The 21,811-nt window shown below is 34.2% G+C and carries 17 protein-coding genes and 2 tRNA genes; 13 read left to right on the top strand and 6 right to left on the bottom strand.

Annotation, left to right across the window (positions count from 1 at the left end; translation table 11 throughout):
• Positions 1 to 8: 8 nt before the first annotated feature.
• Positions 9 to 1,343, top strand: a complete 1,335-nt coding sequence (gene gldE / locus DXU93_RS00095; RefSeq protein ID WP_116879215.1) for a gliding motility-associated protein GldE — start codon at positions 9 to 11, stop codon at positions 1,341 to 1,343.
• Positions 1,344 to 1,352: 9 nt separating this feature from the next.
• Positions 1,353 to 1,919, top strand: a complete 567-nt coding sequence (gene gldD, locus DXU93_RS00090) for a gliding motility lipoprotein GldD (protein ID WP_116879214.1) — start codon at positions 1,353 to 1,355, stop codon at positions 1,917 to 1,919.
• A gap of 205 nt (positions 1,920 to 2,124) precedes the next feature.
• Here the strand turns inward: gldD and sppA are convergent, their stop codons facing one another.
• Entirely contained in the window at positions 2,125 to 3,900 is a 1,776-nt protein-coding gene (sppA, locus tag DXU93_RS00085) for a signal peptide peptidase SppA (protein ID WP_116879213.1), read from the bottom strand.
• Positions 3,901 to 4,062: 162 nt separating this feature from the next.
• Between sppA and folK the strand changes: the two genes are divergently transcribed.
• From folK to DXU93_RS00070, 3 genes are all read left to right on the top strand, one after another.
• A complete protein-coding gene (folK, locus tag DXU93_RS00080; protein WP_116879212.1) occupies positions 4,063 to 4,557 on the top strand; it encodes a 2-amino-4-hydroxy-6-hydroxymethyldihydropteridine diphosphokinase in 495 nt (164 codons plus the stop codon).
• Positions 4,558 to 4,654: 97 nt separating this feature from the next.
• Positions 4,655 to 6,358: a TPR end-of-group domain-containing protein gene (locus DXU93_RS00075; RefSeq protein ID WP_116879211.1), complete on the top strand. Its 1,704-nt coding sequence runs from the start codon at positions 4,655 to 4,657 to the stop codon at positions 6,356 to 6,358.
• A 150-nt stretch (positions 6,359 to 6,508) separates the two neighbouring features.
• Complete coding sequence (locus tag DXU93_RS00070) at positions 6,509 to 7,738, top strand: sensor histidine kinase (protein ID WP_116879210.1); 1,230 nt, start codon at positions 6,509 to 6,511, stop codon at positions 7,736 to 7,738.
• Here the strand turns inward: DXU93_RS00070 and crtD are convergent.
• The 5 genes from crtD to DXU93_RS00045 all read right to left on the bottom strand — a co-directional run bounded on the left by crtD (position 7,731) and on the right by DXU93_RS00045 (position 14,952).
• Positions 7,731 to 9,206: a 1-hydroxycarotenoid 3,4-desaturase CrtD gene (crtD, locus tag DXU93_RS00065; RefSeq protein ID WP_116879209.1), complete on the bottom strand. Its 1,476-nt coding sequence runs from the start codon at positions 9,204 to 9,206 to the stop codon at positions 7,731 to 7,733. The genes DXU93_RS00070 and crtD overlap by 8 nt on opposite strands.
• Positions 9,207 to 9,212: 6 nt before the next feature.
• The gene (gene secA, locus DXU93_RS00060) at positions 9,213 to 12,572 is read right to left on the bottom strand and encodes a preprotein translocase subunit SecA (protein WP_116879208.1); all 3,360 of its coding nucleotides are present in this window, start codon (positions 12,570 to 12,572) and stop codon (positions 9,213 to 9,215) included.
• 178 nt (positions 12,573 to 12,750) lie between these two features.
• Positions 12,751 to 12,972, bottom strand: a complete 222-nt coding sequence (locus DXU93_RS00055) for a DUF2795 domain-containing protein (RefSeq protein WP_101335370.1) — start codon at positions 12,970 to 12,972, stop codon at positions 12,751 to 12,753.
• A 118-nt stretch (positions 12,973 to 13,090) separates the two neighbouring features.
• Complete coding sequence (locus tag DXU93_RS00050) at positions 13,091 to 13,642, bottom strand: cob(I)yrinic acid a,c-diamide adenosyltransferase (RefSeq protein WP_116879207.1); 552 nt, start codon at positions 13,640 to 13,642, stop codon at positions 13,091 to 13,093.
• 167 nt (positions 13,643 to 13,809) lie between these two features.
• A complete protein-coding gene (locus DXU93_RS00045) occupies positions 13,810 to 14,952 on the bottom strand; it encodes an acyl-CoA dehydrogenase (protein WP_116879206.1) in 1,143 nt (380 codons plus the stop codon).
• A 152-nt stretch (positions 14,953 to 15,104) separates the two neighbouring features.
• On the opposite strand from DXU93_RS00045, the gene DXU93_RS00040 reads away from it, so the two are divergent.
• From DXU93_RS00040 to DXU93_RS00005, 8 genes are all read left to right on the top strand, one after another.
• A complete protein-coding gene (locus DXU93_RS00040; RefSeq protein WP_116879205.1) occupies positions 15,105 to 16,175 on the top strand; it encodes an anhydro-N-acetylmuramic acid kinase in 1,071 nt (356 codons plus the stop codon).
• A 118-nt stretch (positions 16,176 to 16,293) separates the two neighbouring features.
• The gene (gene nhaD / locus DXU93_RS00035) at positions 16,294 to 17,673 is read left to right on the top strand and encodes a sodium:proton antiporter NhaD (RefSeq protein ID WP_116879204.1); all 1,380 of its coding nucleotides are present in this window, start codon (positions 16,294 to 16,296) and stop codon (positions 17,671 to 17,673) included.
• Positions 17,674 to 17,703: 30 nt separating this feature from the next.
• Positions 17,704 to 18,408, top strand: a complete 705-nt coding sequence (locus DXU93_RS00030) for a MotA/TolQ/ExbB proton channel family protein (RefSeq protein ID WP_116879203.1) — start codon at positions 17,704 to 17,706, stop codon at positions 18,406 to 18,408.
• 10 nt (positions 18,409 to 18,418) lie between these two features.
• Positions 18,419 to 18,853 (top strand): ExbD/TolR family protein, encoded by a 435-nt coding sequence (locus DXU93_RS00025; RefSeq protein WP_116879202.1) that lies wholly within the window; start codon positions 18,419 to 18,421, stop codon positions 18,851 to 18,853.
• Between the two features lie 15 nt (positions 18,854 to 18,868).
• A complete protein-coding gene (locus DXU93_RS00020; RefSeq protein ID WP_116879201.1) occupies positions 18,869 to 19,591 on the top strand; it encodes a hypothetical protein in 723 nt (240 codons plus the stop codon).
• 3 nt (positions 19,592 to 19,594) lie between these two features.
• Positions 19,595 to 20,797 carry a bifunctional folylpolyglutamate synthase/dihydrofolate synthase gene (locus DXU93_RS00015; RefSeq protein WP_116879200.1) on the top strand — a complete coding sequence of 401 codons (1,203 nt, stop codon included), beginning with the start codon at positions 19,595 to 19,597 and terminating at the stop codon, positions 20,795 to 20,797.
• Positions 20,798 to 20,892: 95 nt separating this feature from the next.
• Positions 20,893 to 20,967: transfer RNA gene (locus DXU93_RS00010), tRNA-Val, on the top strand.
• Between the two features lie 64 nt (positions 20,968 to 21,031).
• Positions 21,032 to 21,106: transfer RNA gene (locus DXU93_RS00005), tRNA-Val, on the top strand.
• The last annotated feature ends 705 nt before the right edge of the window (positions 21,107 to 21,811 follow it).

The raw sequence follows: 21,811 nt of genomic DNA, 5'->3' as shown, positions 1-21,811 counted from the left end.
CAAATTTAATGGATGACATAGAGCCCCTTAGTTCTTTTTTCCTTTCAATTCCTTCTGCAGATTTTGGAATAAGTTTTTGGATTTCAATAGCTGTTCTCCTTCTGCTTTTAATTGCTTCTGCATTAGTGTCTGGTTCTGAAGTAGCTTTCTTTTCTTTGTCTCCAGAAGACAAAGAATCAGTTAGAGAATCAGCTGCTCCAAGTTCAGATACTACGCTTAATCTTTTAAATAATCCAAAGGATTTGTTGGCAACGATATTGATTACAAACAACTTTGTAAACGTTGCAATCGTAATTTTGTCGAGTTTTATTTTTAACCAAATTTACCCTGTTAATCCTGATGTCACTGGAGTTGATTATCTTCGAGCGGCTGTCGAAATTGGTGGAATCACCTTTGTCCTTTTACTAATTGGTGAGGTTATTCCAAAGGTGTATGCCAACAGAAACAGTTTGACCCTAGTTAAGTTAATGTCTTCTCCACTTAGTGTTATAGGAAAGATACCTCCATTTTCATGGTTGCGCATCTTTTTGGTAAATGGAACTGATGTTATTTTGAAATATGCGCGTAAGCGTCAAATTGATGTTTCTACTGATGATTTGGAGAATGCTATAGCGTTAACAAGAGAGGAAAATACAACAGCTGATGAACAACGTATACTGGAAGGAATTGTCAATTTTGGTAATACAGATGTTCGTCAAATTATGTGTTCTAGGGTAGATACAGTTGCTTTAAACGAAGAGCTTTCTTATGAGGAGTTGATGGAAGTGATTTTGAATTCTGGATATTCAAGAATACCTGTTTTTAAAGAAACCTTTGATAACGTAACCGGAATTTTGTTTGTAAAAGATCTTCTGGCTCACCTTAATGCACCTGCAGATTTTGCCTGGAACGAAATCATTCGTCAACCGTTTTTTGTACCAGAAAACAAAAAGATAGATGATTTACTGAAAGAATTTCAAGAAAAGAAAATGCACATGGCTGTCGTTGTGGATGAATATGGAGGGAGTTCAGGTGTAGTTACATTAGAGGATGTTTTAGAGGAAATTATTGGTGAAATCACTGATGAGTTTGACGATGAAGATATTATCTACACTAAAGTTGATGAGTCAACCTATGTTTTTGAAGGAAAAACCTCCCTTGTAGATATGTATAAAGTTTTAAGTATCGATGGGAAAGCTTTTGAGGAGGTTAAAGGTGAAAGTGATTCTATTGGAGGTTTTTTAATTGAACAGTCTGGGAGGATCCTTAAGAACAACGAAGCATATACTTTTGAGAACTTTAAGTTTGTTGTGGAAACATCAGATAAAAAGAGGGTGAAAACAGTTAAAATTATAATATTATAACACAGTTCCATGTTAAAGCATTTTTATTTCTTATTTTTTGGATTATTGATTTTTACAGCTTGTGGAGGGGAAGAAACCTTTGTTCCAAAACCACAAACTTATTTAGCATTAAATTTTCCTGAACGAGTTTACGAGAATTTTAAAGATAGTTGTGGGTACTCTTTTAATAAACCAACATACTTTAATGTAGAAAATGTTGCTGGATCTAAATGTAATAGAGATATTAAGTTTGATAAATTGGACGGGACTTTGCATTTAAGCCGAATTGAAATGGATACAACTTTGGCTGAATATGTAAATTATGCCATAGATAAAGTAGGCGAACATAAAGTTATGGCTACGGCAATTCTTGATACTTCTTTTTATAGAGATGATGCAAATGTGTATGGTACTTTCTTTGAATTAAAAGGAAATGTTGCCTCTCCTTTTCAATTTTATATGACCGATAGTACCTCTAGGTTTATTAATGGTGTTGTGTATTTCAATACACGACCAAATTATGATTCAATTAAACCTACACTTGATTTCGTTAAGAAAGATCTTTTTGAGATGATCAATACAATTGAATGGGATTAGTTAATATTAAATCTCATTTTCTTAGGATGTAAATCTCTAGTTTTAATCTTCCTAATAAACTTTATCTCTTTTGTTTCTTACAGTAAAAGAGTTGTTCAAAGTTCTCTATTTTCAGATCATTATTTAATGAGAATTATTATTAAGATAATACCAAAAAAAAAGAGGAGGGAAGTCCCTCCTCAATTCAAATATACTTAATTTCAATTTACCAAATTATTTCATAAGGTAATCTCGCTTGAATGCCTGTCATTTGTTCAACATTTTTAACTCTGTTGTACATGTTAGTTAGTTCTTCAGGTACCATATTTCCTTTAACAGCTTCTTCATTCTCTTCGAAAGCTTCGATAAATTCCATCCATGCTTCTTTCTCTACTTTTGGATAATAACGAATAATTGGGTGTTCAATTTTAGCGTCTTTTGCAGCATATGCAATGGCATCATTGATTCCACCTAGTGTGTCAACCAAACCAACTTTGAGAGCGTCAAGACCTGTCCAAACCCTTCCTCTTGCTACTTCATTTACTTGGTCAACAGTCATGTTTCTTCCTTCAGCAACAATATTTAAGAAATTACTGTATGTATGGTCAACCTCTTTTTGGATTAAACTCATTTCTTTTTCGGTTAGTTTCTTGTTGGTACTAAGCACTGAATGCTTGTTTGTAGAAACTCGGTCGAAAGTAAGACCAAGCTTGTTTTCCAACATTTTTCCTGTGTAAGGAATTACTCCAAATACACCAATTGAACCTGTAATTGTAGTTTCACGAGCAAAGATTTTACTTGCTGGTGCAGCAATGTAGTATCCACCAGATGCAGCAAGATCTCCCATAGAGACAATAACTTTCTTTTCTTCATTCGCTAATTTTACTTCTCTCCAAATTTCGTCACTCGCTAAAGCACTTCCTCCAGGGGAATTAACTCTAAAAACAATTGTTTTAATGTCTTTGTCTTTTCTTGCCTCTCTTAAAAGTTTTGTAATGTTGTTACTAGCTAAACCGTCTCCATCAACTGTTACTGCTCCTTCAGCAACGATTACAGCGATGTTTGCTTTTTTGGTATGTGCAACATTTTGTTGAGCTTCAAATTTCTTTTTTGCGTATTTCTCGAATCCTTTAAAATTTAGGTCATCAGTGTTTTCGATTTTTATTTTATCGGCTAATAATTGAATTACTTCATCTCTGTATTTTACCCCATCTAATAAGTTGTATTTAACCGCTTGTTCAACTCTTTTAATCAAGCTGCTGTCTGCAATTCTATCCAATTCTTCTGTTGGGATACCTCTCGCTTCACCAATGTCTGATTTAACCGCAGTCCAAATGTTATTAAGGTAAGTTTGTAATTGCAGTCTACTAGAGTCACTCATTTCAGTTAGGAAATAAGGTTCTACAGCACTTTTAAAATCGTTATTCGATCCTCTAATCACTTGCATTTCTAAATCAAGCTTATCGAACATACCTTTATAGAACATTAGTTCAGTACCTAAACCTAAAAACTCAAACATTGAAGAGTGGAATCCGTAATTTTCAGAAGCTGCTGATGCAATGTAATATTGTTTCAAACTTACAAATTCGCCACTGTGATAAGCCACCACAAATTTACCAGATTCTTCTTCAAAGCGGTCAATTGCTTTTCTGATTTCAGTTGCAGTACTGTATCCACAGTTGGCTCCTTTCAGTTCTATAAAAACACCCTTGATTCTATCGTCTTTGGCAGCTTTTTCAAAACCATAAAGTAAGTCAACTAAACCTGTTTGATTGGCCATTCCAATTGTTCCGAAATTCATCTCATGGCGAGTGATTTCATCTATTTGACCACTTAACTCAAGGTGTAATATCGTTTTGTCTTTTACAGTGTAAACAGGCTTGCTGTTCATCAGTGAGCCAATCGCACCCATGAATAATACGAAAATTAGAATAATTATGGTTAAACCTGCGACCAAGCTAGCCCAGAATATACGCCAAAATGAAACTTTTTTGTTTGTCATAATTTACTTTTATTTGTAGTATAAATATTGAATTACTGTTCTAAACAGTTATAAAGCAAATGCTTTAATTATAAATATACAAAATATAGGTAAAATATTTTACGTTTTTGGTTGAAAGGAAAGCTTGCTGTTTAATTGGTGAATTTTTAAAGATGAAATAAAATGGTTGAAGTGATATTGGGCTTGGGAAGTAATTTGGGAGATAAAAAATCCAATATTGAAAATGCCGTTTATGCCATAGAAACAGCGTTTGATTGTGAATCCAAAAGTTCTCGATTATTTCGTTCTAAAGCGTGGGGTTTTAACTCAGATTCCTATTTTCTTAATAGTTGTATCTCTATCAAGACAAGTTTGTCTCCTTTTGAGGTTTTATCCATTACAAAATCAATAGAGAAGCAGATAGGAAGAGTTAAAAAAAGTAAAAATAACACCTATGAATCGAGGGTGATTGACATCGATATTTTGTATTATGGAGACAAGCAAATAACGCATTCAGAATTGACTATTCCACATCCTCATATAAGTTCTAGAGCCTTTGTTATTACTACGATAAAGGATCTAAATCCAGAATTTATGGATCCCGTTAACAATCAATCAATTGAACGAATGTTAAGTGTTTGCAACGATAAAAGTAGTGTCATATTGTATGAGGATTGAATATTAACAATTGAATTATTCGACTAAACTTCTTTTAAGTGGTCAAAATAATTATTATTATTGCATTCAATAACACGGATAGAAAAAAAATATGATAATGAAAAACAAAGGAATCAAAAGTATAGCATTTGTTGCTGCAGCTGGTTTGATGGCCACAAGCTGTGATCTTATTAAAGATGTAGAATACGTTGTAAAACCGTCTCCTCTTGAGTTGCATGGTGATAGCGTAAGAGTAAAAATTGACGTTAATGTTCCAGAAAAAGGAATTAACAAAAAAGCATATGCTGAAATTGTACCAATGTTAGGAACTCACCCATTAAAACCTGTAACTATTGTAGGTGAAAATGCAACAGCAAATGGTGCGGTTGTTCCTTATAAACCAGGTGGAAAGGTAGTATATGAAGATGTTATTGCATATACACCTGATTTGGAAGTTGCAGATTTAACTTTAACTGGAACTGTTTATAAAAAAGGTAAGGAAAAAGGTTTTATTGACACTTTGAAAGTTGCTGATGCAACTGTTATCACTCCATTATTAGTGGAAAAAGATTTCCGTGTAATTCTTGCAGCTGATGAATTCCAAAGAGTAACTAAAGAAGAGCAAATTGCTGAAATTAATTACTTGAAAGGTTCTCCAGTTGTTCGTTCTTCTGAAAAATCAGATGAAGATATCAAAGAACTTGAAGCATTTATGGCTGCTGCTCAATCTAATCCGAAAATTAAAATCAACGGAATTAAAATTGAAGCATTCGCATCTATTGAGGGTGAGGAAGACAAAAACAACACTTTATCTCAAGACCGTTCAAATTCAGCAAAAGAAGTTGCAATGGAGTTAGCTGCTAAGAAAAAAGTAGCAAACGAAGCAGGTCAAGATGATTCAAACTATACTACAATTGGTAAAGGTGAGGATTTCAAAGGATTCAAACGTGCTTTAAAAGCATCTGATATGGATAAAGGTGATAAAGACCGTATCTTAAGAATCTTAGAAATGCAACAAACTCCTGAAGCGCGTGAGCAAGCTATTCGTGACTTAAGTACTTACTTGTACTTAGATAACAATATCTTCCCAGCACAAAGACGTTCTGAAATTATCGTTGATTATGACTTGACTGGTTATTCTGATGAAGAATTAACTGCTTTGTCTAAGTCAAACATCGATACTTTAAATGTTGAAGAAATCTTATTTACTGCAACATTAACAGATGACTTAAACGAAAAATTACGTTTATACAAAGAAGCTGAGCGTTTATACCCTGAAGATTACCGTCCTTCTAACAATGTTGGATCAGTATACTACATGCAAGGTAAATTGGCTGAAGCTAAAACTCAATTTGAGAAAGCAAACAACATCGAAGAAAACGAAATCTCTAAAAATAACTTAGCTGCAATCGCAGGAACGAACGATGAGCGTCAGAAAGCGAAAGATTTATTAAGTGAAGCATCAGGTGCTGGTAGCGAAGTTTCTTATAACCAAGGAGTGTTAAACATTCAAGATGGTAAATATGACGAAGCTATTGCTAACTTCGGTAGCGAAGATACATTCAATAAAGCACTTGCTCAATTGTTAAATAAAGACGATAGCGGAGCAAAAACAACTATTGATGCTTCTGCAAAAGCAGAAACTGCTAAAGGATATTATTTGAAAGCAATTATCGCTGCACGTCAAGATAACATCCAAGAGGTGTTAACAAACCTTGAAGAGGCAATTAAATTAGATTCTACATTGAAATCTAAAGCAGATAGAGACCGTGAATTCATTAACTATGAAGAAAACCCTGGTTTCATTGCGTTAGTAAAATAAAGAGATAATTTTTCAAAGAGGATGGGAACACGTATGTGTTCCCATTTTTTTTTGTATCTTTTTGACGCAATTGTATTTAGTTTAGCCTATTTTAGTTTTATTTTTTCTAAAATAGTAACTTAACCACCAATTAATCATAATAGCTTCGTTTTGAATCAAGTTATCGACAAAAAAGCAAGAACCCACCTTTTGTATCTTTGTACCATTGCTGCACCACTTTGGCTTGCAATAATACCTTTCGACTATTATTATAGAAACGATCATTTTTTTGATTTCCTAATCTTTCGAATTATTGGAACTGTACTTTCTTTAATTATGATCTATTTATTAAAGAAAGGATATTCAGTGATGAAACTGCAGTTAATTTTCTTTGCTTATTATGTTTTTACAAAAACATATATGCTAATGTACATTGATCCTGATGCTGTTTCAGTCTATTTCCAAGGTTATACGATGACTTTGATGTTTATTTTCTTTATCTTGGTTCTTAGGCCTATTGAGATGTTTCTTAATGTTTTAATAGGAATTTCGTCTATTATATTCTTTATTGTTTATAGTGATTTTGAAACTTCTTTCATTTTTGCAAACGGAGGATATGTATTTCTTACTGTCATGCTCTCAATGCTAGCGATTGGAATATTAAGATTCAAAGGTGTTTTGCGTGATGCTATTCTAGTTGAAAAAATAAAGGAAGCTGAAGTAGTGGAAAAACTGAATACCTCTTTAGCAGCATCGTTGAAAGAAAAAGAAACCTTATTGCAAGAAATACATCATCGTGTAAAAAATAATATGCAAATTATTTCAAGTATTTTAAGACTTCAAAATAATTATGTTGAGGATCAGGAAACAAAGGTGATTTTAAGTGAAAGTATTAATAGGATTAGAAGTATGTCTGGTATTCACGAGCGTTTGTATAAGTTTAAGAATTTTGAATCCATTAATTTTTCAGATTATTTGTTGGAATTAACCAATGAGGTTATCTATACCTATAAACAAGACACTAAGCTTAATATTGAAATTGAAGACGATTTAGCTGATATTCGATTTAATATCAAGCAAGCAATACCTTGTGGATTATTTGTAAATGAGATCATTTCTAACGCCGTTAAATATGCTTTTAAAGGGCGTGAAAAAGGGAATCTTTTTTTAAGTTTAAAACATATTGATGGGAACATCGAATTGGCTATTGGTGATGATGGAGTTGGTTTCCCCAAAGATTTCTCAATTGAGGATTCTGAAACGCTTGGTATACAGTTGATTGATTCTCTTGTCGATCAGTTAGATGGAAGTTTGGAAATTAAAAATGAAAATGGAGTGAAGTTTAAAATTGTATTTCCTCTTGATGAAACAAAAGACGAATTCGCTTCTCAGCTTAATTAAGTTGGTCCTTTTCGTATTTTTCAAATGCTAATTTTGCACTGTTTAAAGCCAATGGAATTCCACCTCCTGGATGTACAGTAACACCTGTAAAATATAAACCCTTTATGTCTTTACTAAAATTGGGATGACGTAAAAATGCAGCATATTTGTTGTTCGATGCATTTCCATAAATGGAACCTTTAGCGCCAAAATAAGTGTTTTCAATAAATATTGGATCCATAATAAACTCTTCTTCTATTAAAGGTGCTATTGATACTCTAAGTTGCTTTGAGAGCTTTGTAAGAATGTTGTTTTTTGTTACTGCTACTATTTTCTCCCAATCTTGTCCTTCATTGATAGGAGCATTTACCATTACAAACCAATTTTCTTTACCTGAAGGTGCATCTCCGTTCTTTTCTTTTGAAGTTATATGTAAATATATAGAAGGATCATTATTCATGATTTTATTCTCAAATATATCTTTGAACTCTCTTTTGTAATCAGAAGCGAAAAACATATTGTGTACATCAAGGTCTGGGAACTCTTTATTTATTCCCCAATAAAATACAATTGCTGAAGACGACTTTTCTTGATTTAGTGTCTTAAACGGTTTGTTTTTATAACTCTTCAGTAGTCGATGGTAAGTGTAGGCCACATCCATATTGGAAACAACAACATCGTAATTTTCCTCAGCTTTTTCTGTAATTAGAGTGTTAACCTTTTGGTTGAGGAGTTTAATTTCTTTTACCTTTTCATTGAAATTAAATTTTGCACCTTGTTTTAATGCTAATTCATAAAGTGATTTTGCTATTTGTACCATTCCATCTTCTGGCAGATATACCCCTTCATTAAGTTCTAAATGCTGTATCATGTTGAGCATTGCTGGAGACTTGTATGGACTGGAACCGTTATATGTTGCATAGCGGTTAAATAATTGAACTGTTTTCTCGTTTTTAAACGTTGAATAGTTCTCTTCATGCATTGTTGAGTTCAACTTGTATTTAGGAAGTCTAAACAATGCACTAAGTAGTTTTCTTGAAAGTAAATTGCTAAGGCTATTAAGGGAGTTTTCTATAAAGATAGGGGTGATGTGTCGATAATTTTTAGCTGATTTATCGAGATAGCGTTCGATTACTGTTTTGTCTTCACCTAATTCTTCTTCAAAAACTTTCAACATTTCTTTACGCTCTAATGGTAATGAAAAACATGTACCATCATTGTAGAAATAATTGAATGTGTTTTTAAGGCGTTTAAATTTAAATGTAGAGAAGTTTTCTCCGCAAAGCTTATATAAGTCTTCTATGTAGTGCGGTGCGGTAAAAACCGATGGCCCCATATCCCAACGAAATTCACCAAGGGAAAGATTGTTGATCTTTCCCCCTGGATGTGAATTTGCTTCGTAAACAGTTACATCATGTCCAGCATTAGCAAATCGAATAGCACTTGCTAAACCTCCAACACCAGCTCCGATGACTGCAACCTTTGCCATGATTAGTTATTTACCGTGACATTGTTTGTATTTTTTCCCGCTTCCGCATGGACAAGGGTCGTTTCTACCTGTTTTCTTTTCAGTGACTACAGGTTGTTGCTTTGGCATACTCTGTTGTTGAGAGTTGGCCATAGCTTCATCATAACCTTGGCTTCCTTCAAAGTTTTTTTGCTCAGTAGCTTGTGGTTGTTTTTCATTTACTTTTGCTTGAGCATAATTGTTGCTTTGTTGAGAAGCTTGGTTTTGTACAGATGAAGTATTCGCTTGAACTGGAATTGCTCCTTTTACCAAGAACTCTACAGTATCTTGATTTAATCTGTCTATCATGTCCTTAAACAAATTAAATGATTCAAGTTTGTAAACCAATAATGGGTCTTTTTGCTCGTGTTGTGCTTGCTGAACTGATTGTTTTAAATCGTCCATTTCACGTAAATGCTCTTTCCATTCATTGTCAATTAATCCTAAAACAATTGCTTTTTCAAATTGACGAATTATAGAATATCCTTTAGAATTAAATGAATCTTCAATTGTTGAAGACACTTCAATACCACGTTTTCCATCTGTAATAGGCACACGCATATGACGTGCTCTGTTTTCTTCTTTTTCGTAATGTGGTTTTACATTTTCAAATACTAATTCAGCAATCTTGCTGTTCTTTTCGTCGTATCTATCTAATGCAGCATTGTAAATCGCGTTAATTGTATCTTGTCTGTTTTGACTTGCGAATTGATCAGCAGAAACAGGTGATTGAACTCCAATAACTCTTAACAATTCTAGTTCAAACTCTTTGAAATCATCTTTCCCGTTATATTTGCTAACAATAACTTCTACCGTATCGTAGAACATGTTCGCTATGTCAAGGTCTAAACGGTCACCATATAACGCGTTTTTACGTTTTCTGTAAACAGCTTTACGTTGCGCGTTCATTACATCATCATATTCCAATAGATGTTTACGGTTACCAAAGTTGTTTTCTTCAACTTTTTTCTGAGCTCTTTCAATAGACTTAGAGATCATTTTGTGTTGAATAACTTCTCCTTCTTTTAATCCCATTCGGTCCATCAATTTCGCAATTCGCTCTGAACCAAATTTACGCATTAAGTCATCTTCAAGAGAAACGAAGAATTGAGAAGATCCTGGATCACCTTGACGACCAGCACGACCTCTTAACTGTCTATCAACACGACGTGAATCGTGACGTTCTGTACCAACGATAGCTAAACCTCCGTTTTCTTTGACATCTTCTTTTAATTTAATGTCAGTACCACGACCTGCCATGTTCGTTGCAATAGTTACAGTTCCCTTAGTTCCTGCTTCAGCAACGATTTCAGATTCCTTTTGATGATGTTTCGCATTCAAGACATTATGTTTAATGCCCTTCATTTTTAACATTCGACTCAATAATTCAGATATCTCAACTGTCGTTGTACCTACCAATACTGGTCTGTCCTCAGCTACTAGTCGTTCAACTTCTTGTATTACCGCATTGTATTTTTCACGTCCTGTCTTGTAAACCATGTCTTCAAGATCTTTACGTGCCAAAGGCTTATTCGTGGGAATAACAACAACATCTAATTCATATATGTCCCAGAACTCCTTAGCTTCTGTCTCAGCTGTACCTGTCATCCCTGACAATTTATGATACATTCTGAAATAGTTCTGTAAAGAAACACTAGCATAAGTTTGTGTTGCGGCCTCAACTTTTACATTTTCTTTTGCTTCAATCGCTTGGTGTAGACCATCAGAATAACGTCTACCTTCCATAATACGACCTGTAGATTCATCTACAATTTTTACTTTGTCGTCAGCAATAACATATTCTACTTCTTTCTCAAAAAGAGTATATGCTTTTAATAATTGGTTGATACTGTGAATTCTTTCAGATTTAACTGAATAATCACGGATTAATTCATTCTTCTTTTCTGCTAAAACATCATCAGCTAATCCTTGGTTCTCCAATTTGGCTAACTCAGTTCCGATATCAGGCATAATGTAAAAATTAGGATCATTTTTACCTGACATTAAATCAATACCTTTATCGGTAAGATCGATGGTGTTGTTTTTTTCATTGATTACAAAGAATAACTCTTTATCAATGATTGGCATTTGCTTATTTTGCTCTGCCATATAGAAGTTTTCAACCTTTTGTAAATGTGCTTTTACACCTGGTTCTGATAAAAACTTAATTAATGCTTTGTTTTTAGGAAGACCACGGAAAGCACGCAAAAGTTTCTGACCTCCTTCGTCCAGTAATCTTTTTTGCTCTTTTTTATCGTCTAAAGGTTGATTAATAACAGCAAGGTCTTTTTTTGCTTCAGCCAAAACCTTGTTGATATATGCTTTTTGTGCGCTAACTACCTTTTCAATAAGTGGTTTTAAAGCTACATATTCTTGTTGATCACCTTTTGGAGTTGGACCAGAAATAATTAAAGGTGTTCTTGCGTCATCAATTAAAACAGAATCGACCTCGTCAATAATTGCATAATGATGCTTTCTCTGAACAAGACTTTTAATATCACTTGACATGTTGTCACGTAGGTAGTCAAAACCAAACTCATTATTGGTACCAAAAGTGATGTCTGCTTTGTAGGCTTTTCTTCTTGATTCAGAATTTGGCTTATGTTTATCAATACAATCTACAGACAAGCCATGGAATTGATAAAGAGGTCCCATCCATTCACTATCACGACGTGATAAATAATCATTCACTGTTACCAAGTGAACACCTTTCCCTGCGATAGCATTCAAATAAACCGGTAGTGTTGCCACTAAAGTTTTACCTTCACCTGTTTGCATCTCTGCAATATTTCCACCATGTAAAACAGCTCCACCCATGATTTGTACATCATAATGAACCATGTTCCATTCAACATCAGTTCCAGCAGCAGTCCATTTGTTTTTCCAAATGGCTTTATCTCCTTCAATGACAAGTCCATCATGTGAATTTGCCATTTCTCTATCATAGTCAGTAGCTGTGACAACGATTTGTTTGTTTTCAGCCCAACGTCTTGCCGTTTCTTTAATTGTAGCAAAAGCATCTGGCATTATTTCTTTTAAAATTGATTCAATTTTCTCATCTAAGTCATCAGTCAACGCATCAATTTTCTCGAAAATATTCTCTTTTTCTAAAACTGCAGTGTCTGGATGATGTGCTTGGTCCTCTAGCGTTTGTATCTCTTTTTCTATATCAGCTGTTTCTTTAGCTATTTTTGCCTTGAATTGCTTTGTTCTATCTCGCAACTCATCGTCAGAAATATCACGTAAAGTAGCATAGACTTCATTTACTTTATCTATGATTGGCTGAAATGTTTTACGGTCTTTTACCGATTTGTCGCCAAGTATTTTTTTTAATAGTCCTCCTATCATTTTTTTGTCCTGTTATTTAGACCTCCAAAAATAACGGATTACTTTTAATCGAGGCCTTAAAATTCATATAAGATTAGTGTTATCATAAATTATTCCACGAAAGAATAACTGTCATATTGACGTAAGTTGTAATCAAAAAAAAGCTCCAAGTTGATTTTGGAGCTTTAGAATAAATCGTTTAGTATTCATCTTCGTTGAAGAAAAAATCTTCTTTTGAAGGATAGTCTGGCCAGATATCTTCAATGTTTTCATAAATTTCTCCTTCGTCTTCAATGTCTTGTAAGTTTTCCACTACTTCAAGTGGTGCTCCTGTTCTAATCGCAAAATCGATTAATTCGTCTTTAGCGGCTGGCCATGGCGCATCCTCTAAATATGAAGCTAATTCTAATGTCCAATACATAATATGTTTGTTTTAATCTTGTTATCAATAATTGTGTAATCAGTGCGCAAAAGTAATTTTATTTTTTTAAAAACCAAATTGAATTTTGATTTTCAGTATAAAATAGCATTAATGCCTTTTAAACCCTTGGTTTCCATTGAATTTCTTCAATGTTGAGGTCTGTGGCTATCTTGCGTGAAAGCACAAACAAATAATCACTTAATCGATTCAAATATTTGAGTGCGATTTGATATTGATCACTTTCGTCTTTCAATCCAGTTGTGAGTCTTTCTGCTCTACGACAAACACATCTTGCAATATGGCAGTGTGACAAAATTTGTTTCCCACCTGGCAACACAAAATTTCTCATTGGAGGAAGTTGGTCATTCATTTCGTCGATGGCTTCCTCTAAAAATTGGATGTCACTTTCTAACACTAATGGTAGTTTCATTTTTGTTCCTTCGGGTTGTGTTGCTAGCAAAGAACCAATGGTGAATAGTCTGTCTTGTATTTCAATTAATTGGTCAAATTGTTTTTTTGGTATTTCATCATGGTCTCGAATTAAACCTATCCAAGAATTTAATTCATCAACGGTTCCATAGCTGTCAATGCGAATATCATTTTTTGAAACACGTTGACCACCGATTAGAGAGGTTTGACCTTTGTCTCCGGTTTTCGTATATACTTTCATTTTTAATTAGTTTCTATTTAATCCTACTTTAAATTAATATATGAAAAATTCTTTGAATGAATCATTGGAATAATTAAAAATTTAATAGAATTTATTGAAGATGAATACTACAAAAAAAGCACCGATAAAAATCGATGCTTTTAAGTATTAATATTTGTTGATTGTATTTATGAATTTAAAACACCTCTAGAAATTACAATTTTTTGAATTTCAGAAGTTCCTTCATAAATTTGAGTAATCTTCGCGTCACGCATTAATCTTTCAACATGGTACTCTTTTACGAATCCGTAACCACCGTGGATTTGAACAGCTTCTACTGTTTGTTCCATCGCCACAGATGATGCGTATAATTTTGCCATAGCTCCAGATTGGTCGTAATTTAACCCTTGATCCTTTTCCCATGCAGCTTTATGTACCATTAATCTTGCAGTCTCAACAGCTGTTGCCATATCAGCAATTTTAAATGCTATCGCTTGGTGTTGGTTAATTTCTTTACCAAAAGCTTTACGTTCTTTAGAATAAGCTACTGCTAAATCCATTGCACCTGCTGCAATACCTAAGGCTTGTGATGCAATTCCAATTCTACCTCCAGAAAGTGTTTTCATAGCAAATTTGAAACCAAATCCATCTTCACCAATTCTATTTTCTTTAGGTACTTTTACGTCAGTAAATAGTAAAGTGTGTGTGTCACTTCCTCTAATACCTAATTTGTCCTCTTTTGCTCCTACTTCGAATCCTTCCATTCCTCTTTCTACGATGAATGCGTTGATTCCTCTGTGACCTTTTTCAACGTCAGTTTGAGCAATAACTATATAAGTCGAAGCTGAAGAACCATTTGTAATCCAGTTTTTAGTACCGTTTAATAAATAATGGTCTCCTTTGTCAATTGCAGTTGTTCTTTGAGAAGTAGCATCAGATCCTGCTTCTGGCTCAGATAAACAAAAAGCACCGATTTTTTCACCTGATGCAAGTGGAATTAAGTACTTTTGTTTTTGTTCTTCCGTTCCATATGTTTCAAGTCCCCAACAAACTAAAGAATTGTTTACACTCATACAAACAGATACCGAAGCGTCAACTTTAGATATTTCCTCCATTGCCAAAGCATATGAAATAGTATCCATTCCACCACCTCCATATTTTGGATCAACCATCATTCCTAGGAAACCTAACTCACCAAGTTGTTTGATTTCTTCCTTAGGAAAACGTTGTTCATTATCTCGTTCTATAACTCCTTCTTTTAGTACGTTTTGAGCAAAATCTCTTGCTGCATCACGTACTGCTAATTGTTCTTCTGTTAATTCGAAATTCATACTTTATTATTTGTTCATATACCTTGATTTTGGACTGAAGTAATTCATGGTATTCCAGAATCTATATCAAGGAAATCTAAATTTATTTACTTAATATTGAGGTCGTAAAATTAGCGTAATTATTCATATTTCACACAATAAGTACAATAGAAATGAAAACTTTTCGAGCAATTGGACTTATGTCAGGTACTTCTCTCGATGGAGTAGATGTTGCCGATGTAACGTTTTCTCAAGTAAATGCTAATGATTGGACTTTCGAAGTTAACCACGCATGTTTATATCATTTTGAAGTTAGTTTACTTCACAGGTTGAAAAAAGCCCATCTTATTCCTGCTCCTGAATTAATGGAACTTAGTGCTGATTTGGGAAAGTTTTATGCCGATGTTGTAAAGCGTTTTCTTGAAGAGTTTAAAATTTCACCTTCTTCATTTGATTTTATCGCTAGTCATGGTCAAACCGTTTTTCATCAACCAGATAAAGGCTATACTTTGCAAATAGGAAACGGTCCTGAACTTGCAGTTCATACAAAAATTCCAACTGTTTTAGATTTTAGATCAATGGATGTTGCGTTAGGAGGTAATGGAGCTCCTTTAATTCCAATGGCAGATCATTTCTTGTTTCAAAAATTTGCAGATTCCTTCCTGAATTTAGGTGGGTTTAGCAACTTGTCTTTTAAGAAGGAGCAGCAGATTTTGTCATTTGATGTTTGTCCAGTAAATATTGTGATCAATGATTTGATGAGAAAGATGGGTGAAGAATATGATGATGGAGGAGCGTTTGGAAAACTAGGTAAAGTAGATGAAAGTTTACTTCGTCAATTGAATGCACTTGATTTTTATAAAAGTGATGGTCCAAAATCATTGGGGCAAGAATGGGTTCAGGAACATGTGTGTCCATTATTGGATGTTGATGTTCCTCTTGAAAATAGTGTACGAACTTTCTATGAACATATTGCTTATCAAATTAGCAAAACTTTAGATAAAACAGAAGTCTCAAGTGTTTTGATTACGGGTGGAGGTGCAAATAACAGTTTCTTGGTGGAAAGGATTCAGTCTTTGTCCAAATGTGAGATTGTTGTACCAGAAAAAACGCTGATAGACTTTAAAGAAGCGATTGGATTTGCTTTTTTAGGTTTGTTAAAGTGGGTGGGTGAAGTTAATGTTTTATCAAGTGTAACAGGTTCTATAACAGATTCATCTTCAGGGGTGATTATATATCCTTAAATAAATATAAATAGGAGTGAACCTCGAATGAAATTGTTTTTTATTTTTGCTGCTGAAATTTAACAAATATTAATATTGGTTTAACACATCATATTGAATAAAGTCGACACTGTTTATTATGGAATTATTTATTGTTTTTGTTTTTATTCTAGGGTATTTAGCAATCACCCTCGAACATAGTTTGAAAGTTGATAAGCTTGTCCCTTCACTGTTGATGATGGCACTTGCTTGGGCAGGAGTGTCAATTGGATTAGATGACTTTTCCTTATGGTTTGATACTGCAGGTCATGAGTTGTTAGATATTACAGGTATGACTCATGAAGATCGTAGTCATTTAATGGACGAAACCCTTTTGCATCACTTTGGAAAAACATCAGAGATTTTAATATTTCTAATTGGGGCAATGACAATTGTTGAGATAATTGATCATTTTCACGGTTTTTCAGCAATTAAAGGATTCATTAGAACAAATAAAAAACGTACCCTCTTATGGATTGTTGCGTTTTTAGCTTTCGTGTTATCAGCAATTATCGACAACCTTACAGCAACGATTGTATTAATCACAATTCTTAGAAAATTGTTAAATAATCCGGAAGATCGAATTTGGTTTGCAGGTCTAATTGTTATTTGTGCGAATGCAGGAGGTGCATGGTCACCAATCGGTGATGTAACCACTACAATGCTTTGGATGGGTGATAAGGTTACGGCGATTAAATTGATGGAGTATTTATTGATTCCTTCTTTAATATGTATGCTGGTTCCCACATTTATTGCAAGTTTTATGAAGCCGTTCAAAGGTGATTTTGAATTACCAGAAGAAGAGGGAGAGGTAAATTCAAAGGCATCATTGATGTTATATTTAGGACTAGCGATGATTGTTTTTGTTCCTATTTTTAAAACGATTTTCCATCTACCACCTTATGTAGGAATGATGCTATCCCTTGGAGTTGTTGCTCTTTTCGCTGAAACTATCAGTGTTCGACAATTTAAAATGGCATACATGGGAGTTGTTAAAAAAGATAAAAATCAAGATTATATTCAAAATAAACCTGTAGAACATCACGAAAGTCCTACCTTTAGGGCGTTAACTAAAATTGAAATGCCTTCGATTTTATTCTTTTTAGGTATTTTGATGACTGTAGCAGCCCTAGAATCATTAGGAATGGTGTTCAACTTTGGTCAGTCGGTTCAAGAAAGTATGCATGACGATATTTTCGTTTTACTACTTGGAGCTGGATCTGCTGTAATTGATAATGTTCCATTGGTAGCTGCAAGTATGGGAATGTTTAATGCACCGATGGATGATCATATTTGGCAATTCATCGCTTATTCTGCAGGTACAGGAGGTTCAATGTTGATTATTGGATCAGCCGCTGGAGTTGTTGCTATGGGAATGGAGAAGATTTCGTTTTTCTGGTATTTGAAAAACATCTCATGGTTGGCATTAATTGGCTATATTGCTGGTGCAGGATTTTATTTATTAGAAAGAGCATTGTAACAAAATTTAATTTAATTCGTTATTGAAAGTATGAGAAGTTCATTTTTACTACAAGTTGTACAAGATTCCACGGATGTTGGAGTTGAGGAAGGATTTAAAGAAGTTGCGATTTGGCAAGCTGTTTCAGATGCTGGAAGTGATGTTATGGGATTGGTGATTTTATTGTCATTAGCTGTAATGTCTATTTATGCTGTTTATGTTTTTGTTGAACGTTTACTTGCTTTAAAAAGAGCTTCAAAGAAAAGTCCAAATTTTTTATCTGAGGTAAAAAGATATTTATCTGAAGGAAAAATTGATGAGGCCAAAAATCTTTGTGCACGTACTGATTCTCCTTCAGCGAGAATGTTAGAAAAAGGGATTTCTAGATTAGGTAAGCCAGTAGATGTAGTGGCTTCTACAATCGATAACACGGGAAAACTTGAAATATCCAGATTAGAACAACGATTAAGTTTTCTTGCTACTGCAGCTGGTGCCGCTCCAATGATCGGTTTTTTGGGAACGACAATTGGTATGGTAAAAACTTTTAATGCAATGAAAAACCTAGATTCTTTAGATTTAGGAACAATTGCTCCAGGTATTATGACTGCAATGGTAACGACAGTTGCTGGTTTGATTGTTGGTATTATTGCTTATATGGGCTATAACTATTTGGTATCTCAAATATCAAAAGTTGTTTATCGAATGGAAAATGATGCAATGGAGTTTATGGATGTACTCCACACACCTTCAAAGTAATTGAATAAATATGGGATTTGGTACACAAAATAAAATAAAGATCGAAGGAGGAATGGCCTCCATGACGGACTTGGTGTTCCTGTTACTTGTATTCTTCATTATTATGAGTACAATGGCAGAAAAGAATACGCCTGTAGAATTGCCACAACCCAGTGAGAGTTTAGAAACTTCTAAGGTCAACACAACAACAACAGTAGTGATTACAGATAATGATTTGTATCAAATAATGTTGAGTGATGCAAGTAATTCAGATAATCCATTCGGAGTTAAAACTGATGGAGTAAGTTATGAAGAAATTCGTGATTTTCTGATTACAGAAGTAGAGAAAACACCTGAAATGAAAGTTAAAATAGCTGGAGCCAGAAAAGCGAGTTATGAAGCTGTTTTTCAAATTCTGGCTTTGTCTAAAACAAAAGGTTGGAAGCCTGTTTTAGCTTACGATTAAATAATTGACAAATTTATGGCACAAGTACCAGTAGTAAGAGAATCGGATAACCGTAAAGGAATCATCGCAGCTGTTGCGTTCCTTCTTATTACTTTGTTTTTGCTTTTTTTTATTAAGTATAGCGAGCCAGATCCTCCAAAAGTTACGATACCTATTCCAATCTTAATGGGAGAAAGTGGAATCGAGAATTTTGAAGTAAATAATGGTGGAGGTGGTGCGCCAAGTCAAAATGTTGAACCAACGCCAACCCCTGTAGAAAACCCTGAAGAACAACCAACCCAAGATGAGTCGGTAATTCAAACTCCAACTGGAACAGGAGATTCTCAATCTGATAATACAAGTTCTCAAGAGGCAGAAGCTGCAAATCCATTCTCAGGAAGTGGTTCTGGTGGTTCTGGAACTAGTGGTTCTGGTGGAGGTTTTGGTTCCGATGATGGGCCAGGTAGTGGTGCTGGTGAGGCTGGAACAGGTGCTGCGGGTGATCGTGTAAGAATTTCCAATATTCGTTCAAAACCAAAGACGCCTAATGATGAAGTGTGTAAAATTTCATTGAAGTTAACGGTAAACTCTCAAGGATCAGTTTTAAGAGCTGATGTGATTAGAAGTCAAACCACAGCAACAAATCAAAGATTAATTGATGAAGTAATTGGACTTGCGAAAAAGGAGGTTCGTTATAAAGAGAAGCCAGGCGCTAAAAATGAAATCACTTATTATACTGTTACCGTTCAACCAGGTTAATCAATGAATATTTCTGATTATTCCAACAAAGTCAATTGGCTTTTTAATCAATTTCCAGTTTTTCAAAAGGTCGGAGCGAAGGCATACAAGCCAACCTTAGACAATACAAAGTCATTAATCTCGTTTTTTTCTATACCTATTGATGAGATGAGTTTTGTTCATGTCGCTGGAACAAACGGAAAAGGGACAACATGTTCGATAGTTGCTAGTGCTCTTACAGAGTCTGGTAAAAAAGTAGGACTGTTTACTTCACCTCATATTAAAGATTTTCGAGAACGCATTCGTGTAAATGGTAAAATGATTTCTGAAAATGAAGTTGTTCATTATATAAACATGGTTCAATCTCATTCATTTGAGTTTTCACCATCTTTTTTTGAAATAACTTGGGCTATGGCACTTGCTCATTTTTATAAAATGGATTGTGATGTAGTGGTAGTTGAAACAGGTTTAGGTGGTCGTTTGGATGCAACCAATGTAATTATTCCTGAACTGTCTATCATTACAAATATAGGGTTAGATCATGTTGCAATTTTGGGGGGTACTCGAAAGTTGATTGCTGGTGAAAAAGCTGGTATAATAAAGAAAGGTGTTCCTGTAGTAATTGGTGAAGGTGATGAGGAGGTTGCTCCAGTATTTAAAGAAGTAGCTGAGGCTATTGAGGCTCCGATATATTTTCTAGAGAATTTGCAAGAAGTAGATGCTTTTCAGCAAAATTCAAATTTAGCATTTAAAGCATTGGATATTTTACTTGGTGATATATCAGGTAAAGAGACCTTATATAGTAATGCTATTTCAAAGTTGTATGAAAATACTGGTTTGTTCGGTAGGAGTCAAGTTTATAGTGAGTCGCCATTGATTATATTGGATGCAGCTCATAATCCAATGGGAGTCGAGAAGTTGATACGTAATATTCAGCTCAATTATTCTTATCGTAACGTTCGTGTCTTATATGGTACTTCAAATGATAAAGATTTAGATGCGATATTAGGTTTGTTTCCAGTTGAATGGAAGTACTTCTTTACAGAATTCAGTAATAATAGGTCGACAAGAATACAAGATTTAAAAGAGAATAGTAATGTTAAGCAATTAAATGCAAAATATTTTTCAAATGCAAAGAAAGCTTTTACAGAGGCTAAGTCTATTGAAAGTGAGTTAGATATGATTGTCGTTTTTGGTAGTTTCTTCTTGCTGGAAGATATTATTTAATTATTTTTTAATAATTATGCGCTTGATTGGAAAATTGTGCTTATATTTGCACCCGCAATGGGATTAAACGAAATCTTGTAATTGAAATAAAAAGAGGGCCCTTAGCTCAGTTGGTTTAGAGCACCTGCCTTACAAGCAGGGGGTCACTGGTTCGAATCCAGTAGGGCCCACAATTTATGTTTTTAATTATTTCAATTATTGCGAATTTTATAGACGTAATTCATGTCTAGAGTCGGGCCCTTAGCTCAGTTGGTTTAGAGCACCTGCCTTACAAGCAGGGGGTCACTGGTTCGAATCCAGTAGGGCCCACAAGAAAAGCTTTCCTTTTAGGAAGGCTTTTTTTTTGTGTTAAACTTTTTTTTTTGAATTAAGATTTCGGTGGAGATGTGTTTTGAATTGAGTGTTACCTTCTCTATGATGTGTTTTTTGGTTGTCGGCTTCTAGTGGTTTTGTTCTTAGTAGGTTGTTTTTTAAACAATAACCCGTTAGTAATAAGCGGTTAAGGATTAAGATTAAAAATAAATTAAATAAAGTTTACCAAAAAGCTTGTTTACTGATAGAAGCTCAGTATCTTTGCACCCCGCAAACGAGCGGTGAAAAACTTGAAAAGCATTTAAGATTACGAATTAGCGATAAGGAGTGAGATTAAGAAAAGATTAAATAAAAAATTCAAAAAAGCTTGTTACTTTAAATTTAGTGACTATCTTTGCATCCCCGCAAACGAGCGAGGTAAGAAAGTTTAAAAAGACTTCAAAAATCTTTTTTAAAATTTAATTCAAAAAAAAGCTTGCAGGTTAAAAAATTATTACTAATTTTGTCCTCCTCGAAACAAACGAGTTTAGGGGGAACAAGGTAAGGTTTTTAGTTATTAAATTAACGAGAAACAACAAATAAGTTCTTTGATAGATTGAGAAATAAGGAAACAGCGTAAATAAACGAAATTAAGAGCCACAACAAAATTCAAAGTCTTTTACAACGGAGAGTTTGATCCTGGCTCAGGATGAACGCTAGCGG

The organism is Brumimicrobium aurantiacum, from assembly GCF_003402975.1.
In the GTDB taxonomy this organism is placed as follows: Bacteria; Bacteroidota; Bacteroidia; order Flavobacteriales_D; family Crocinitomicaceae; genus Brumimicrobium; species Brumimicrobium aurantiacum.
The sequence above is the reverse complement of the archived record's forward strand: the minus strand, read 5'-3'. Positions and strand labels throughout refer to the sequence as shown.

Coding starts and splice junctions, on each gene's coding strand:
- gldE (WP_116879215.1), top strand. CDS start 9: ATGGATGACATAGAGCCCCTTAGTTCTTTTTTCCTTTCAATTCCTTCT.
- gldD (WP_116879214.1), top strand. CDS start 1,353: ATGTTAAAGCATTTTTATTTCTTATTTTTTGGATTATTGATTTTTACA.
- sppA (WP_116879213.1), bottom strand. CDS start 3,900: ATGACAAACAAAAAAGTTTCATTTTGGCGTATATTCTGGGCTAGCTTG.
- folK (WP_116879212.1), top strand. CDS start 4,063: ATGGTTGAAGTGATATTGGGCTTGGGAAGTAATTTGGGAGATAAAAAA.
- DXU93_RS00075 (WP_116879211.1), top strand. CDS start 4,655: ATGAAAAACAAAGGAATCAAAAGTATAGCATTTGTTGCTGCAGCTGGT.
- crtD (WP_116879209.1), bottom strand. CDS start 9,206: ATGGCAAAGGTTGCAGTCATCGGAGCTGGTGTTGGAGGTTTAGCAAGT.
- secA (WP_116879208.1), bottom strand. CDS start 12,572: ATGATAGGAGGACTATTAAAAAAAATACTTGGCGACAAATCGGTAAAA.
- DXU93_RS00055 (WP_101335370.1), bottom strand. CDS start 12,972: ATGTATTGGACATTAGAATTAGCTTCATATTTAGAGGATGCGCCATGG.
- DXU93_RS00050 (WP_116879207.1), bottom strand. CDS start 13,642: ATGAAAGTATATACGAAAACCGGAGACAAAGGTCAAACCTCTCTAATC.
- DXU93_RS00045 (WP_116879206.1), bottom strand. CDS start 14,952: ATGAATTTCGAATTAACAGAAGAACAATTAGCAGTACGTGATGCAGCA.
- DXU93_RS00040 (WP_116879205.1), top strand. CDS start 15,105: ATGAAAACTTTTCGAGCAATTGGACTTATGTCAGGTACTTCTCTCGAT.
- nhaD (WP_116879204.1), top strand. CDS start 16,294: ATGGAATTATTTATTGTTTTTGTTTTTATTCTAGGGTATTTAGCAATC.
- DXU93_RS00030 (WP_116879203.1), top strand. CDS start 17,704: ATGAGAAGTTCATTTTTACTACAAGTTGTACAAGATTCCACGGATGTT.
- DXU93_RS00025 (WP_116879202.1), top strand. CDS start 18,419: ATGGGATTTGGTACACAAAATAAAATAAAGATCGAAGGAGGAATGGCC.
- DXU93_RS00020 (WP_116879201.1), top strand. CDS start 18,869: ATGGCACAAGTACCAGTAGTAAGAGAATCGGATAACCGTAAAGGAATC.
- DXU93_RS00015 (WP_116879200.1), top strand. CDS start 19,595: ATGAATATTTCTGATTATTCCAACAAAGTCAATTGGCTTTTTAATCAA.